This window comes from Halomonas sp. PAMB 3264 (genome assembly GCF_031954245.1).
In the GTDB taxonomy this organism is placed as follows: domain Bacteria; phylum Pseudomonadota; class Gammaproteobacteria; order Pseudomonadales; family Halomonadaceae; genus Vreelandella.
In genome coordinates, this window is record NZ_CP134866.1 from 2,229,161 (window position 1) to 2,244,196 (window position 15,036).

Here is a 15,036-nt window from a genome sequence, read left to right on the forward strand (position 1 = left end):
GCTCAGCGGTCAACGCCGGTCAGGATGCCGGCGGCGTTGGGCGGTGCTGATGCTGCAGGCCCATCAGGAAGGTGCGCAGCACCTGGTCCTTACACTCGCGGTAGTTCTTGTGGCTGGGTTTGCGAAAGAACGCGCTCAGCTCGTGGGAGCTGATCGGTAGGCCTTCACTCTCGAACAGCGCCAGAATGTCCTCGGCTTGCAGGTTCAAGGCGATACGCAGCTTCTGAAATACCTGATTATTGGTGAGTTTGGACTCCGGTGTCGGTGCCGGGCCTTCACGCTTGCCGCGCTTGTAGCTGATGAAGCCGTTCAGAAACCCCGCCAGATCCTTGTCTCGCATTGATTTGAAGGCCTCGTCGTCATCCTTTTTGAGCCAGGCAGTGACCTGCTCCTGGGACACCTCGACGTCAGCCAGCTTGAAAATGGTGACGATGGCGGTGTCCTTCAAATCGAAGGCGTAACGTAGGCGGCGGAAAATATCGTTATTGGTCAAGATTGAATCCTAACGGGGGGTCAGCGTGGTTAAAAGCGCGTCGATCTCGGCTTTCAGCTCGTCATCTTCGATGTGCGCGGCGCTGGCCTTGGCCTGGCGCAGGCTCTTGAGAGCGGCATCCGACTCATCGAGTTCCACCTGAAGCGTCGCCATGGAGTAGCCGATCGAGGCGACATAGTCTGGCAAGGGCCGGGCCGCGGCTTTATCCAGCGCTTTCTGGTAAAGCGCCAGCGCCTCATCCGACTCCTCGGTGAAGTCCGCCAGCGTCTCCCACTGCTCCGGGTGATCCTTTTCAGTGTACTCGTTGTCGATACAGATCGCCTCGAGCTCGCCATAAAGCGCCTCGAAGCTCTCACGGTCCTCGTGGTGAGCGGCCTTCATCAGCTTCTCGGCCAGCTCATAAACCGCCTTATGGATTTTGGTGTTGATCACAGCACTACCTTGAAAATCGAATGAATGGACGCGGCTGTCTTACCGGGCGGCCTTTTCGCCATTGTAACGCGCGTGGCCGCTGCGAGCTTTGCTATTTATAGTCTCACGCGTTAATGAGCGGGTCGGATAAATGTTCGGCGGGCTTCTTCGATATGAGGACGTAAAAAACACGTCTCGGCGTGATCGTTGATCATCCCCATCGCCTGCATGAAGGCGAACACCGTAGTCGGCCCCACGAATTTCCAGCCCCGCTTCTTGAGATCTTTCGAGAGTGCTACGGAGGTTGGCGAGGTCGAGACGCTCTGCGGCACGGCCACTTCATCGGCCTCGGGCTCGAAGCGCCAAAAGTACGCCGTGAGCGAGCCCTCCTGCTCGACCATCTCAACCGCGCGCCGGGCGTTATTGATCACCGCCTCGATCTTGCCGCGATGGCGAACGATGCCGGCGTCCTTGAGCAGGCGCTCGACGTCACGTTCATCGAAAGCGGCCACCCGATAAAAATCGAACCCGGCAAACGCCGCGCGAAAATGCTCGCGCTTGGCCAGGATCGTGCGCCAGCTCAGCCCCGCCTGAAACCCTTCCAGGCTGATCTTCTCGAACAGTCGCTGATCATCGGCGACCGGAAAGCCCCACTCAGAATCGTGATAAGGCTCGAGTTCGTCAGGTGCTACCGCGCACCAAGCGCAGCGGCGTTTTCCGTCCAGGCTTTGAGTAGTCTTGTCCATCAACTCGGCATCCGATCAGTCAAAACGAGTGAGCAGCTTAAAAGTGGCGGCTTGATGTGTTGTGCTTTGGCGTGCACGACGGCCTCACAGTAGCCTATAAGCAGGTGAAAAAACCTTGAAGACCCGTAAGCGATCAGCGCTACGATGCAAGTCCACTCTCTGTCATGTTTCCTTTACTAGAGCACCACTGTTCCCGCGTCTGACGATACATTCGCAACGTGCAGCCGTGATATTCCTGAATCTCGAAATGATCGAATCCTGCTTTCGCGGCGACCTTTTGCGAGCCGTATGTTCTGGCTCGATCAGGGCAACGACTGAGGGCAGCGACTTCTCGTTGAACGCTTGATCGAGCACTGCCTTTACCGCCTCGGGAGCAAAGCCCTGATTCCAGTAGCGCGCGGCCAGCCGGTATCCCAGCATGATCTCTTCAACGCCACCGATTTCTTCAGGGCTGACGCCGCAAAAACCGATCAGCAGGTTAGTATCCTTCTCCACCAGCGCCATTGGGCCCATTCCGTGGGCTGCATAGCACGTACAGCACCACTCGATGAATTGGCGTGTGGCCACTTCATCGAACACACCGCGCATGGAATATTTCATGACCTCTGGGTCACCCAGAATTGAAGTGAGAGCCGACAAATCGTTTAGAGAAAGCGGACGAAGCCGCAGCCTGTGAGTTTCAAGGTAGCGCATCCCTTTTCCTCGTATCGCTTGCGATGTTGATAAGCTATTGCTTATTAAGTTATCACATAGCGGCACGCCATTTGACAGAGCCTGGCGGGGCCACAATGATGCCACTCGCAGAGTGAGAACATCTGGTGTCAATCGAGTACACGATATAGTCTCAACGCATCCAGGTGCTGCAGGCCATTTTCGATGATCGGTTCGGAATAATTTTCCAGGAAATGATTTTTCAAGACTCGATCGACTCTGAACCCGTGGCGCTGATAATAGGTCAGTTGATAGCCGAACGCCCCGGTATTGAGTTCTACCCGCTGCATGTTCCTGGCTTTAAGCTCACCTAGCGTATAGCTCAGCAAGCCAGAGCCTATCCCCTGCTTCTGAAACGGCGGGCATACCGCGATATTGACAATTTCGGCGGTCTTCACGCCGATCGGTTTAACGATACATGCGCCAATCGTTTCACCGGCGCTGTGCACAGCGAAGCACCACGCGTTCTTCCGATAGGATGCAATGCTGCGCTCGGAGGGATCCGCTTCAAGTAAAAGCGGAAGGGGAACCTCGCCGGCGCACACCTCTTTGTAGTCCACGTTCACCTCGAACGAAATTCGCCAAGTGATTGTGCGGCAGTCTTGATTAGCGCCCGGCGTACTGCAGAATCTCGTAGGAGTAGGCGTACTGGAAGGTGCCGGTCAGATCAATACAGGAAAGGTCTTCGCGTAGTTCGGACACAATGGCGTTCAGGTCCCTGCCCTTTCGAACGGCGTCTTCAATATTCGACTGCGTGGTGAGATACCCCACCAGAGAGTCGAGCGAGAATGTTATCGGCAGCCAGCCCTTTTCGCTTGCAAGAGTGCAGAGTTCGGGGTCGTCGGTGAGCTTCATGTTTTCGTAGCGCGTACGTGGCGGTGATGGATATCGTGTCAGATAGTCGTTACGAAACCATTCATTGAACAGGTGCGATGTCGCATGCCCCAAAAATGAGAAATTGTAAACGATCCAGACAGCCCCAGGCTGGGACGCAGCTTTATAAACAGCCACCGCTTGTGCAACGTCGAACCAGTGAAAGGCCATGCACGTGGAGATAAGGTCAAAACGGCCCAGCTCGGCAAGCGCGGTGTAATCCGCTTTTCTGACCGCAAGACCACGCTCTTGTGCAATGTTCAACATTTCGCTCGATGAATCGATACCGACGACATCCCGGGCTATATCCAGCAGGGGAATGGTAGAGTCGCCAGTACCGCACGCGACATCCACCGCTCGTTCAAAACGCTCGACAGGTAGATGACGCTTCATGATCTGAAAAAGTGCCTGATGGGCTTTCGGACGATATCGATCATATCGCTGCCCAACGCCTTTATCGGCGAAATACCCGGTCATTTCGGCTTCCCTAAACAACGGCTTTTCAACCTGGTGTCATTTTCAGCATCTATTTAAATAATTAAATCTGCATGGCCCAAGAGAACAAGCCTTTTTTTGCCCTCGACGCGTTCTCTCGCCCACTCTCAAAATCTTCCCTACAAGGATAAAAACAGAGCATTGACACTTTGATGAATACGTATTTTCCCAATAGGGATAAAAACGCTACACTGACCGGTATCCGACCCATTTTTTCCTTAAAGGGAAAAATATAACTCATGAACGCTTCTGAAAATACCGCCGCCGCTATGCCCTTGACCGTTACCCGCGCAGAAGACCTGGGCCGGCTCATACGCCAAACGCGCAAACGCCAAGCGCTGACCCTCGAAACGCTGGCGGGGCTTTGCGGAGTGAGCATGCGCTTTCTGAGCGAGCTGGAAAACGGCCGAGCCTCCTGCGGCCTGGGCCGGGTTCTACTGGTATTGGAAACGCTGGGAATCGAGCTTTCGGCACAACCTACGGATATCGATACATGATAGTTGATCACTTGAACGTATGGTCCGGCCGAAAGCGGGTTGGCGCGCTGTGGCGCGGTGACGATGGACGTCTGATGGGGTTCGAATACGATGCTCAATGGCAGGCCAACGGGCACGCCATCTCCAACAGTTTACCCCTTGATCAACGCCTCTGGCCGCCCGAGACGCTGACGGCCCACCACTGGTTCGGCAACCTGCTTCCCGAAGAGCAGGCACGGGCCGCGTTGATCCGCCAGCTGGGCATTCCCGATGACGATTTTGCGCTACTGGCCGCGATCGGCGGTGATTGCGCCGGCGCGCTTTTGGTTCTGCCGCCTCACCTCACCCCTGAAGCGCTAGAGACACAATCAGAAAGCGTGCCTCTTTCACCCACCGATCTAAACGAATGGGCGGGCTTCAAACAGCGCTACGCGCTTTTTCATCCATCTCCAGGCAGTGTTCAGCCGCGCCTGTCACTGGCCGGTGCGCAGGATAAGATACCGGTCATCTGGCAAAACGAACGTTTTCACTTACCTCAGGGGTTGTCGTCTTCGTCCCACATCGTCAAATTCGCGGTCGAGGGGCGCGACCTGATCATTTATAACGAGCTGTATCTCAATACGCTCGCAAGCCTGGTAGGTCTGCCCTGCCCGGCCACGTTCGTACGCCATACGGGAAAACACGCGCTGCTGATCGTCGAACGCTTTGATCGCAGCAACGTAAACGGGCAGCGCGTGCGAATACATCAGGAAGATTTATGCCAAGCCCTGGGCCTTGCCCGTACACATAAATACCAGGAGCACGGCGGGCCGCACTTTAGCGAGTGCATACAGCGCATCAGGGAAGTCTGCAAACCGCCGGCCCCAGCGCTTACGCAGCTGCTTCGCTGGCAAATTTTCAACGCGCTCGTCGGCAATAGCGATGGACACGCAAAGAACGTGTCCCTGCTTCAGGATGATAAAGGCAAGTGGCACATGGCCCCGGCCTATGACCTGGTCGGAACGGTGGTATTGGGGTTCGATCCGCATATCGCTTTTTCCATCGGCGAACAAACCAACGCTCAACAACTTTTGCCACGTGACTGGCAAAAGCTGGCCGCACAAAGTCGCATGAGCTACCCCTTCATCAAGCGCGAAATCGAGCGGCTGCATCAACGTATTATGGCATGCAGCAATTCAAACGAGCTCAAGAGCCGCTTGTTGACGGCCGGCCTGCCCGAAAAAGCCTGGATGCGTCTTCAGCAGCAGCGCCAGCATATCGCTAAACAGTGCCGGAAGGCCGAGCGCTGGTGAACATTTAGCGCATCGATGTATTTGAGCACCCGGCCACGTTGAGCCAGAAAAACCCACTAGACTTGGCTAACACGCTCCGCTTTCGATGACGACACCAGGGATGGTCATGGCCGCTTATTTTCACCCTCTCCGCACACTTCGTGTACTTCGCTTCCCTGCCACAATACTGCTGCTGGGTATGCTGCTGAGCGCCTTCGCCTACGCCAGCGACGATGCTACTGCCCCGGTAGAGCCGAGTGGCGAATCGCCAGCAGGGCAAATCGAAACCACGCCCTCGCCGCAAAAGGATGCGGAGATCGCCCAGCGCATTGGCGGCATCTTTTCCGAGATCGACGGGCTTTCCGCAGTCGATGTTAGCGTGACCCAAGGGATCGTGACGCTCTCTGGTGAAACGGCCAACGAGCGCAAGGCGCAGCAGGCGGTGGGGCTGGCCAATCGGCTGACCGACGTGGTCATGGTGGATGATCAGATCGACCGTACGCTGGATGTTCAGGACAACGTTGCAACTGCTTACCAAGGGCTACGCGCCAAGAGCCAGAGCCTTTTGCGCGCGCTACCGCTGATCGTGGTGGGCTTTCTGATTTTTGGCGTAGTGGCCTGGTTCGGGGCGTGGCTCTCGAATCGCACGCACCTGTGGCAGCGAGTCACGCCCAACCCCTTCGTCGCAGAGCTGGTGGGGCAAACGATCAAGGTCGTGTTCATCGTACTGGGGCTGATCATGGCGTTGAGCCTGGTGGGCGCCGAGACCATCATCGGCACCCTTCTGGGGGGTGCCGGGGTGATCGGCATCGCGATCGGCTTTGCGGTCAAGGACACCATCGAGAACTACATCGCCTCACTCATGCTCAGCATCCGCCAGCCCTTTCAGGCCCGCGATCACGTGGTCATCAACGACCGTGAAGGCATCGTGGTGCGCCTGACCTCGCGCGCGACCATTCTGATGACGCTGGAAGGCAACCAGCTGCGCATTCCCAACGCCGACGTGTTCAAGGGCATCATCCTCAACTACACCCAAAACCCGGAGCGCCGCTTCGATTTCGAGCTGGGCGTGGATGCCAACGACGACCCGCTGGCCGCCATCAAGGTGGGCCTCGATGCTCTGAACGGGCTGCCCTTCGTGCTGGGCGAACCCAAGGCCGTGGGGGTCATCACCAACGTGGGGGATTCCAACATCGTGCTGGAGTTTCAGGGCTGGGTGAACCAGTCCACCACGGATTTCGGCAAGGCGCGCAGCATCGCCATTCGCGAAACCAAGCACGCGCTGGAGCACCACGGCTTCACCCTGCCCGAGCCGATCTATCGGCTCAGCTTTCGCCCCGAACTCGAAGAGTCGCTGATGCGTATTCAAAGCGGGAAGTCTAACGAGCGAGATTCGGCCCTGCCAGCAGCGGCCGCACCGGCCTTTGATACCGCCGCAGACAAGGAGAAACAGCAGGCGAAAGCGCGCGCTCAGCAAATACTCGAAGGCGAACAGACCGACGGCGTGTTCGACGCGCGGCCCGACGAGAAGCTGATGAAGAAAGTTGAAGAAGAGATCGCCCAGACCTCCAGCGAAACGGATCTGTTGAGCAAACGCCCGGCGAAGGAGTAGCGTTATCGAGTACGGCAAAGGCACCGCTCGACGTTTTATCGTTTAATATCGAGAAACCGAGAAATGATAACGCTCCCCCATCGAAACGAACGCGCTCGAAGGACAATGCATGAAGATCGATAAAACCCTGCTCGCCCTTTTAACCCTCATACCCGCCATGGCCCTCGCCCAGGACGAACCCGCCGGCTCGCAGTGGCAAACCGAAGAGCATCACGACGAGGAGCTGGATCTCCACTTCGTCGTGCTCAAGACCCACGCGACCGGACTTGCCTACCCGACGGTGGTGTTTCGCTGCTTCGAGGACACGACCGTGGCCTACTTCAACCTGTTCGATCAGGACGAAAGCGAGGCCTACGAGTACGAAAGCGTCACGGTAGCGCTCGATGATGCTGAGCCAAAGCCGGTCGATATGGCGCCGATCGACGACGGCCACGCGCTGGGCTTCTGGCAGGGCGACGAGGCCATCCCGTTCATCGAAAGCCTGTTCGGTGCGCAAACGCTGAGCCTCAACGCGACGCCGGCCGAGGGCGACCCCATCGAGCTCACGTTCAACATCGAAGGTATCGAAGAGCGCATCGAATCGGTGCGGGGTTCGTGCGGCTGGTAGCGGTAGAATTACCCGCCAAGTGATCGCGCGTTCAGCGCGGCTTCGAGCGCTGACAGCGGATACGCCTCGCCCTCTACGATAGCGATGGCCTCAGCCGGGGCCACCTCGACGACGTACTCGCGGTCGCTTTCGGGAAAGCGCGCCAGCGTCAGGAGGATTCGCCCCAGGCGCTCGTTGACCCGGCGCAGATCCCAAAGGCCGCTCGAGAGATCGAGTACGACGCGGCCCGTGGCGCGCTCCCGAATGACCGGCGAATAGACCCAAAGCGACATGCGCGGCTCGAAAGCGACGGTCGTGATTTCGTACTGCCCGTCGAGCAAGTAGTGCGGTGTTTCCATTCTACCCCCTACCCTTCGTCACGCGTGGGAAAGCTTGAGCCCCACCAGCCCCGCCACGATCAGCGTCAAACTCACCAGCTTGAGTACGCCCACGGATTCACCAAACAGCACGATGCCCAAAACCGCGGTGCCCACCGCCCCGACGCCCACCCAAATGGCGTAAGCGGTGCCGACGGGCAGGCTCTTGAGCGCGAGGCCCAGCAGTAGAAAACTCGCGGCCAGCGAGAATACCGTCCATGCGGTCGGCCAGAGTTTCGTAAAGCCTTCGGAGTACTTGAGCCCGATGGCCCAGCCGATTTCCAGAAGACCCGCGATAAACAGAATGACCCAGCTCATCTATTCCTCTTGGCCTGTTACTCGATCAATGTTCCACTGATGGATACTCAGCGTGTTCATGCCCAACGGCGCAATTATCACACGGCGGCACCCGTCATTTAGAACCACGAGGCTCGGTCGATATTGGCGAGCGCCTTTAAAGCCATCACAAGGCGATAAATCGGCACCGTAACAAGCTCTGCGCTATACTGCGCCACTTTTCTTTTCGACCCCATCCAAGACGATCCGTCAGAGCCCCTCATGCCCTTTGCAAAACTCGGCTTATCCATCCCTCTGGTTCAAGCGATTACCGAACTCGGCTACACAACGCCCACGCCCATCCAGGAACAAGCGATTCCTGTCATTCTCGCGGGCAAGGACCTGGTCGCCACCGCGCAGACCGGAACGGGCAAAACTGCGGCCTTCGTTCTGCCGCTGCTTGAACGCTTCAGCACCGCGGGCGAACTACGCGGCAAACGCATTCGCGCGCTGATTCTGGTGCCGACCCGGGAGCTGGCGGTGCAGGTCGAGGCCAGCGTGGCGCAATACGCCAAGCATTTTCCGCTGACCTCCATGGCCGCGTACGGGGGCGTGGATACTGCGCCGCAGAAAGAGCGCCTGATCGAAGGGGTCGATATTCTCGTCGCCACGCCAGGCAGGCTGCTGGATTTAGCGCATCAGCGGGCGGTGCACTTCGATGAACTCGAAGCCATGGTGCTGGACGAAGCGGACAGAATGGTCGATATGGGCTTTGTCGATGACATTCACAAGATCCTCGTGCGCCTGCCGGAAAAGCGTCAGAACCTGCTGTTCACGGCCACCATGACCAATGAAGTTCGGGCGCTGGCTTTTGACTTTTCAGACAGCAAGAAGACCGAGCTGGCAGCGGACATCTCCATTACCCCGAACGTGCGCGCCGCCGCCAGCATCGAGCAGTGGCTCATCACGGTCGATAAGGACACCAAGTCGGCGCTGCTGAGCCACTTGATCACCGAGAATGCGTGGGATCAGGCGCTGATTTTCGTCGAGAAAAAACACAGCGCCGCCAAGTTGGTCGCCCAGCTCGAAAAGCGCGGCATCAAGGCGGACTCCATCCACGGCGGCCGAAGCCAGGCGATGCGCGAAACGGTGTTGGGCCAGTTCAAATCCGGCGAACTCAAGTATCTGGTCGCTACGGGGGTTGCCGCGCGGGGGCTGGATATTGGCGAACTGAGCCGCGTGGTGAACTACGATTTACCCTTTCCGGCAGAAGAGTACATTCACCGTATTGGCCGAACCGGCCGTGCGGGGGCCACGGGTGAAGCCATCTCCCTGGTCGATATCAGCGACTTCAAGAACCTTTGCGCCATTGAAAAGCGGCTGAACAGTCTCATCGAGCGCCGGGAAGTTGAAGGCTTCCCGGTCAAGAAAGCAGTACCCGTTTCACACCTGAACCACGGTAAAAAAGCCAAGCGCTAGCACGACGCCAGAAGCTCACGCCTTGAACGAATCCAAGAGTGAGCTTCGCAACGACCGCTTTGGCGATCAGGCCTCATCACCGCCGCCCAGGAGTAAACGCTGAGCCATCAACGTTTACTCTCACCTTCAGGCGGGTGAAAACGCGTCCAGCAGCTCGGCATTGGTTGGGTATTTCTGCAATAGCTCAGATAGCTTCTGGGCGCCTTCGACGGGTTTGAGCGGGGTCAATGCGCGCCGCAGTGAGCGCACCTTTTCGATATCTTTGGCATCGATCAAAAGCTCTTCCCGGCGGGTGCTGCTCCTGGCGATATCGATGGCCGGGAAGATCCGCTGGCTGGCCACCTCGCGTGACAGCACGATCTCCATATTGCCCGTGCCCTTGAACTCCTCGAAAATTACCTGATCCATCCGGCTGCCCGTGTCCACCAGCACGGTGGCCAGTATGGTCAGCGACCCACCGTTTTCGATCTTTCGCGCCGCACCAAACAGCTTGCGCGGTATTTCCATCGCCCGGCTATCCAGCCCACCGGACATGGTGCGGCCATTGCCCCGCTGCTCGGCGTTATGCACACGCGAAAGCCTGGTGAGGGAATCGATCACGATCATCACATCGTGCCCTTCGCCGGCTTGCCTGCGCGCCGCTGCAAGCAGTTTATCGGCCATTTGCACGTGGTGGGTGTAGCTTTCATCTGACGAGGAGGCATGAACCTCTGCCGACACGCTGCGCTTGAAGTCCGTCACTTCTTCCGGGCGCTCATCGATCAGCAAGGCATACAGCTTGATCGCCGGGTGCGCCTCGGCCACGGCCTGGCAAATGTGTTTGAGCAGTGTCGTTTTGCCGGAACCGGGCGGTGCCACGATCAAGCCCCGCTGGCCCATCCCGATGGGCGTGATCAAATCCATCGCCCGCACGCTGCGCTCGGTGGAACCGGCTTCCAGCCCAATGCGTGGACACGGATGAATCGCAACGCCATTTAGAAACCGTTTTTCGGGATCATCAAGGAATTGATCTTCAACGACGTCGGCGGGTTTGGCCTCTTGCTGCCGTTTGACCTTCAAGCCTAGTGTTTTTCTCGTCATAAGATCGATGGAGCGCCTTGGGTAAGCTGGATGCATAGAGTAATGGCTGGGCTTGGAAAATGATATTAAGCCCGAGCAGCACTGCTTTAGCCATTTTCAGTGAACTGGGGCAAATCATCGGTAATCTCGAACCACGGCGCCCTGTTGCCCACGAACACATGGCGGTTTGGACGCACACCGGGATCAACATCAAGAGTACCAAGGGGAAGCGCGTAAACCTCCGGTTTTTCAGTGAACCGGGTATGAATGCTGGACCCGCAGGTCGAGCAGAACACCTTGAACTCCCCCGGCGACGACTCATAGGTTTTGAGCAGCTCTTCGCCTTTGACGGTTCGCCAGTCACAAGCCTGCACCTTGGCGCAGGTTCGAAACGCGGCCGCATGGAGCTTGCGACACATGGAGCAGTGGCAGTGGTACACGCCGGTCAGGGGGCCGGTTATTTCGTATTGGATGGCGCCGCAGAGGCAGCTGCCGGATAGGGTCATTTTTAAGCTCGTTGTTTTATAATGCTGCTAGCCTGCGCGGCTACGGAATGGAAACGAAGCTGCAATGTAGTAGACGTAGCCGTGACTGGTCTTGTTAAGGCTATTGCGATACAGTTGTACGGAGTTTCCGTACGTAATGGTGGAATTATGGATATCATCAGTGTAAACAAATTTAGAGACAACCTAAAAAGCCTTGTAGAGCAGGTTGTTAACAACCATGAACCCCTCAAGGTGACACGTCGCGCCGGAGAGGCTTTCGTCATAATGAGTGCTGAAGACTGGGAAAGAGAACAGGAAACCCTGCAGGTGCTCCAGAACCGAGACCTGATGCAGCAAATTGCGACCTCTCTCGAGACTCACAGCCGTGGCCAAGGATACACACCCAATGATGAGCAGATGAATGAGATCACTGGTATTTGAGGGCAGCACTTGGGAAGCCTATGAAACGATGCGAGAGAAAGACAAGAAGCTGCACAAAGCGCTCTGCAAAGTGCTGAAAGAAATGCTCCGCTCCGACGACCCCTCCACTGGAATAGGCAAACCGGAACCGCTGAAACACAATTTGTCAGGCCTGTGGTCACGACGCATCTCACAGAAAGACAGGCTTATATACCGGTTCGATGACACCTCCATATACGTTTTTGCCATTGGAGGGCATTACGATCAGCCTTAACGCCCTGTTAAGGGGTAAGCAACGCAATACCGAAGCCGCAGCAAACCACCTTAATCACTTAAACCAACGCATAGTGAAAATGCCATGCGTTGCGAATCCCACTTAAGCAGTTTGTTAGGCATTTTTTGCCAACTTTTCCTGAGCTTTTCTAATTTTTTCAAGTTCTTCTACGATAGGATTTCTTTCTCCTTCGCTTTGTGCAAATGGGCGTAAATCAATATGACTTCTTTCAACTACTTCCTTGTCCATATAGTTGTAAGATGCTGTGACTACAAACTTTTCGGGCAATGAATGTTTTGACTCACCAAAGATAAGCCAACCTTGACCAAGAGCAAAAAATAATTCTTGGTTTGGCGCAAAACTATCAAAAGTAGATGAAAACGCGCTTGCTTCCTTCAAATTTTTATCAGACTCATCAAACTGATAAAAGTCTTTATCCAGTTCTAGTTTTACGTTTAATGCAGGTGTCTTACCACTATTGTAGATTTTTAAATACAAGAAAGGTGTATGGGGTCTTACAACAGGTTGAACTACCAAATGGGGGCGAGACATCGCTTCGGTTTGCTCTTTCATCATCTGTACAGAACGTTCACTTATATTCGACATTTTATATGTCAAATACGCGTAAATCCCAGTGACAACGACTAGAATCGCTGTCAGTATTTCCATGATCATAATTTCTCCTGATGCTTAATGCCCGCATTTGCGGCTGGTTTGGAGCACAGCGGAAACCAGTCCGACAACATGCGCTTGTTAGTTTCATGCAACACTCGACGTCGCAAAAATAATTTGTTCCGAGATAAATCTAATTAAAGGAACATCTTTTACTAAAGTTTTATCGTCACGAAATGGCATATACTTGGATTTCTCTGACTCTTTACTATGAACTATAGAATTCCTGTTTTTGTATATTCTACCAGCAAGATTTTTGAATATCAGATCCTCGTCATCCCCTTCTAAATCAACAACTGGCGCTGAAGAAAAAGCAACCGGTGATGTTTTGTAATACGAAACTAAAGAATCATCATAGTCATTTAACTTTTGGTTTAAATCAGCCAAATCCACATGTCTTACTAGCGTTAACCTGAGACCTTCTTGCTCACTAAAAGTCATGCTATCGTCCCGCATCTTTATGGATTTTGCAATATCTTTAATTAGCGACGATATATCTTTCTTTCGTTTATACGAAAAGTCTGGATGCGTAAGCTTATTCCTAACCGTCTCCACTAAAGCCTCATTGAAAATAGACTCAAAAAAGTGTTCAACAATGTGGTAATAGGAAATATATTCCAGCATAGGGTTTTCAGTTCCTACCGCAAGCTGATAATGATGTATCAAATCTGGAATATAAGTTCTTCTTGGTGGGTCGATTTCGTCAAGGCTTGACCTTCGAGAGCGAGTGATTCTGCCTGTTCTTAGCAGCTCATCAAAATCTCGCTGTTGTACGAGTGATGTGTCTGTATTGTAAGTGATATTAAAAAGGAATGCTGATGAAAACTTATCGAATTCAGATACACTCTTTTTCGTTTCGGAGGTTAACTTTAAGGTTAAGCGACCAGCTATACATTTTTTAACCAGTTCCAGCACACAAGTCTGTTCCTCTAAAACCCTTCTCATAACTAAACTGGGCATTCCGGGACGTGATAAAGCTCTAGGCTCGCCATATTGCGCAGCATTTTTTATTAAGTAGAGGCAGAACTGATTTGATGGGCGGCCCAAAGTATAAGTAATCCTATTATCTGGGTCTCCGATTTCTAAAACAACATCCTCTCCTCTACTTCTAGGTAAAAACCTATGGAAGTGACCTTCCTCCCTAACTAATATTTCATAAGATTTATCATCAGATAACACAGTCTCTGAGGTGGCGTCGTAGGCTTTCAAGCTCTCGACTTCGCTCTCCAATTTTTCTTTGGTTAACGTAAGGCTAATATCTTCAATCGAGCTGAACCTAGGCGCGTATAAAAAAGAATCTTTGGTTTCTTCCAAGTCAAACCTAAGTATCTCTGCAATCCATAGAGCGAAGGCGTTTATATTAATATCTAAATCCATTTTATCTCCATTGGTACGGTAAGAAACTAACAGTGATTACATAGCCGGTTACATAACATCAATAAACGCCCCAGCACATTCACTGATGTTATAACGCCGATAAAAAATAATCGTAACCGACTGATTTTTTATATTTTTCTTTAAAATCCTAGGCAGCACATTCATTATTCGCATGCCCGCTCGTTATGCCCGTTTCAATCATACTCTATTCGCAAATTTATCTTCGGTCACGTGGTAATTTCATGACATTGTCCAGCAATAGGTCATAAGGCTGCGAGAAATTCAGGTAGGCGATGCTTCGGAAGAAATGCCAAGGAATGAGCTTAAGCCAGTTTTATGAAGGGAAGTGAAGTCTGCGACGATATCGGGGCAGCTGGCGCTGCCCTTCGCGCGCTGAAGCGTGCTCCTACGAGTGCTCTATACTGTTGTGGCTCATTAGGAGCATTGGCACTTGCAGGCTCCATTGGCCTGCAAGTATTTCTCAGGCCGGCTTAGTCTTTAAGCACGTACTTCAGCGTCTCAACGACCTGCTCAGTCGTCGTACACCAAGCCTGCGCTCCCGCATCCACTTCCTTCAGCGGATGAACGATATCCTCACTATGCAGCGTGATATACGGCTTGGCCAGCGCCGAGCAGTAACCCGCATCAAACGCGGCGTTCCACTGCTTGTACTTGTCGCCGAAGCGCACGACAACCAAATCTGCCTGCTCGATCAGCGTGCGGGTGCGAATGGCGTTGACCTTGGAGGATTGGTGGTCGCGCCAGAAGCCGTTTTCCGGCTTGCCCAGGTGGTCACCGGCGGCGTCACTGGCGTCGTGGTCGGTGACCGGGGCGGTGAAGAAGATGTCCAGGCCGGCGGCTTCGGCGCCGCGCTGAATTTCGTCGCGCCAGTCGGTGTGAATCTCGCCGGAGAGGTAAACGTAAAAACTCATGGCGTGCTCCT

20 protein-coding genes are annotated in these 15,036 nt (G+C 54.3%); 7 read left to right on the forward strand and 13 right to left on the reverse strand.

Going from position 1 to position 15,036, the window contains the following annotated elements; genetic code table 11:
- Positions 1 to 19: 19 nt before the first annotated feature.
- The 6 genes from RN347_RS10050 to RN347_RS10075 form a co-directional block, all read right to left on the reverse strand.
- Entirely contained in the window at positions 20 to 493 is a 474-nt protein-coding gene (locus tag RN347_RS10050) for a DUF1456 family protein (protein WP_311958109.1), read from the reverse strand.
- Between the two features lie 9 nt (positions 494 to 502).
- Positions 503 to 925 (reverse strand): tetratricopeptide repeat protein, encoded by a 423-nt coding sequence (locus RN347_RS10055; protein WP_311958110.1) that lies wholly within the window; start codon positions 923 to 925, stop codon positions 503 to 505.
- A gap of 110 nt (positions 926 to 1,035) precedes the next feature.
- A complete protein-coding gene (locus RN347_RS10060; RefSeq protein ID WP_311958111.1) occupies positions 1,036 to 1,650 on the reverse strand; it encodes a DNA-3-methyladenine glycosylase I in 615 nt (204 codons plus the stop codon).
- A 162-nt stretch (positions 1,651 to 1,812) separates the two neighbouring features.
- Positions 1,813 to 2,343: a GNAT family N-acetyltransferase gene (locus tag RN347_RS10065; protein WP_311958112.1), complete on the reverse strand. Its 531-nt coding sequence runs from the start codon at positions 2,341 to 2,343 to the stop codon at positions 1,813 to 1,815.
- Positions 2,344 to 2,471: 128 nt separating this feature from the next.
- The gene (locus RN347_RS10070; RefSeq protein WP_263586927.1) at positions 2,472 to 2,921 is read right to left on the reverse strand and encodes a GNAT family N-acetyltransferase; all 450 of its coding nucleotides are present in this window, start codon (positions 2,919 to 2,921) and stop codon (positions 2,472 to 2,474) included.
- A gap of 46 nt (positions 2,922 to 2,967) precedes the next feature.
- On the reverse strand, positions 2,968 to 3,711 hold the full coding sequence (locus RN347_RS10075) for a class I SAM-dependent methyltransferase (RefSeq protein WP_263586926.1): 744 nt from the start codon (positions 3,709 to 3,711) through the stop codon (positions 2,968 to 2,970).
- A gap of 257 nt (positions 3,712 to 3,968) precedes the next feature.
- Here RN347_RS10075 and RN347_RS10080 point away from each other — a divergent pair, with 257 nt between their 5' ends.
- The 4 genes from RN347_RS10080 to RN347_RS10095 all read left to right on the forward strand — a co-directional run bounded on the left by RN347_RS10080 (position 3,969) and on the right by RN347_RS10095 (position 7,695).
- Positions 3,969 to 4,226, forward strand: coding sequence for a helix-turn-helix domain-containing protein (locus RN347_RS10080; protein ID WP_263586925.1), 258 nt, complete (start codon positions 3,969 to 3,971; stop codon positions 4,224 to 4,226).
- The gene (locus RN347_RS10085) at positions 4,223 to 5,497 is read left to right on the forward strand and encodes a HipA domain-containing protein (protein ID WP_311958115.1); all 1,275 of its coding nucleotides are present in this window, start codon (positions 4,223 to 4,225) and stop codon (positions 5,495 to 5,497) included. The genes RN347_RS10080 and RN347_RS10085 overlap by 4 nt, the downstream gene beginning before the upstream one ends.
- 106 nt (positions 5,498 to 5,603) lie before the next feature.
- The gene (locus RN347_RS10090) at positions 5,604 to 7,088 is read left to right on the forward strand and encodes a mechanosensitive ion channel family protein (RefSeq protein WP_311958116.1); all 1,485 of its coding nucleotides are present in this window, start codon (positions 5,604 to 5,606) and stop codon (positions 7,086 to 7,088) included.
- A gap of 109 nt (positions 7,089 to 7,197) precedes the next feature.
- A complete protein-coding gene (locus RN347_RS10095) occupies positions 7,198 to 7,695 on the forward strand; it encodes a type VI secretion system-associated protein TagO (protein ID WP_311958118.1) in 498 nt (165 codons plus the stop codon).
- A gap of 8 nt (positions 7,696 to 7,703) precedes the next feature.
- Here the strand turns inward: RN347_RS10095 and RN347_RS10100 are convergent, their stop codons facing one another.
- Together RN347_RS10100 and sugE are read right to left on the reverse strand one after the other, a co-directional pair.
- Positions 7,704 to 8,033, reverse strand: a complete 330-nt coding sequence (locus tag RN347_RS10100; protein ID WP_311958119.1) for a hypothetical protein — start codon at positions 8,031 to 8,033, stop codon at positions 7,704 to 7,706.
- Between the two features lie 18 nt (positions 8,034 to 8,051).
- The gene (sugE, locus tag RN347_RS10105) at positions 8,052 to 8,369 is read right to left on the reverse strand and encodes a quaternary ammonium compound efflux SMR transporter SugE (protein WP_311958120.1); all 318 of its coding nucleotides are present in this window, start codon (positions 8,367 to 8,369) and stop codon (positions 8,052 to 8,054) included.
- A 240-nt stretch (positions 8,370 to 8,609) separates the two neighbouring features.
- Between sugE and RN347_RS10110 the strand changes: the two genes are divergently transcribed.
- On the forward strand, positions 8,610 to 9,806 hold the full coding sequence (locus RN347_RS10110) for a DEAD/DEAH box helicase (protein WP_311958121.1): 1,197 nt from the start codon (positions 8,610 to 8,612) through the stop codon (positions 9,804 to 9,806).
- Between the two features lie 126 nt (positions 9,807 to 9,932).
- Here the strand turns inward: RN347_RS10110 and rho are convergent, their stop codons facing one another.
- Both rho and RN347_RS10120 read right to left on the reverse strand, forming a co-directional pair.
- Positions 9,933 to 10,886: a transcription termination factor Rho gene (gene rho / locus RN347_RS10115; protein ID WP_311958122.1), complete on the reverse strand. Its 954-nt coding sequence runs from the start codon at positions 10,884 to 10,886 to the stop codon at positions 9,933 to 9,935.
- Positions 10,887 to 10,972: 86 nt separating this feature from the next.
- On the reverse strand, positions 10,973 to 11,371 hold the full coding sequence (locus RN347_RS10120; protein WP_311958123.1) for a GFA family protein: 399 nt from the start codon (positions 11,369 to 11,371) through the stop codon (positions 10,973 to 10,975).
- A 147-nt stretch (positions 11,372 to 11,518) separates the two neighbouring features.
- Between RN347_RS10120 and RN347_RS10125 the strand changes: the two genes are divergently transcribed.
- Together RN347_RS10125 and RN347_RS10130 are read left to right on the forward strand one after the other, a co-directional pair.
- Positions 11,519 to 11,791, forward strand: a complete 273-nt coding sequence (locus RN347_RS10125; protein ID WP_106375433.1) for a type II toxin-antitoxin system Phd/YefM family antitoxin — start codon at positions 11,519 to 11,521, stop codon at positions 11,789 to 11,791.
- Between the two features lie 28 nt (positions 11,792 to 11,819).
- Positions 11,820 to 12,044, forward strand: a complete 225-nt coding sequence (locus RN347_RS10130) for a Txe/YoeB family addiction module toxin (RefSeq protein ID WP_311960846.1) — start codon at positions 11,820 to 11,822, stop codon at positions 12,042 to 12,044.
- Positions 12,045 to 12,158: 114 nt separating this feature from the next.
- On the opposite strand, the gene RN347_RS10135 is transcribed toward RN347_RS10130, so the two are convergent.
- The 3 genes from RN347_RS10135 to RN347_RS10145 all read right to left on the reverse strand — a co-directional run bounded on the left by RN347_RS10135 (position 12,159) and on the right by RN347_RS10145 (position 15,025).
- Positions 12,159 to 12,713, reverse strand: a complete 555-nt coding sequence (locus tag RN347_RS10135; protein WP_311958125.1) for a hypothetical protein — start codon at positions 12,711 to 12,713, stop codon at positions 12,159 to 12,161.
- A 90-nt stretch (positions 12,714 to 12,803) separates the two neighbouring features.
- On the reverse strand, positions 12,804 to 14,093 hold the full coding sequence (locus RN347_RS10140) for a hypothetical protein (RefSeq protein WP_311958126.1): 1,290 nt from the start codon (positions 14,091 to 14,093) through the stop codon (positions 12,804 to 12,806).
- 491 nt (positions 14,094 to 14,584) lie between these two features.
- Positions 14,585 to 15,025 (reverse strand): YtoQ family protein, encoded by a 441-nt coding sequence (locus RN347_RS10145; protein WP_311958127.1) that lies wholly within the window; start codon positions 15,023 to 15,025, stop codon positions 14,585 to 14,587.
- Between the last annotated feature and the right edge of the window lie 11 nt (positions 15,026 to 15,036).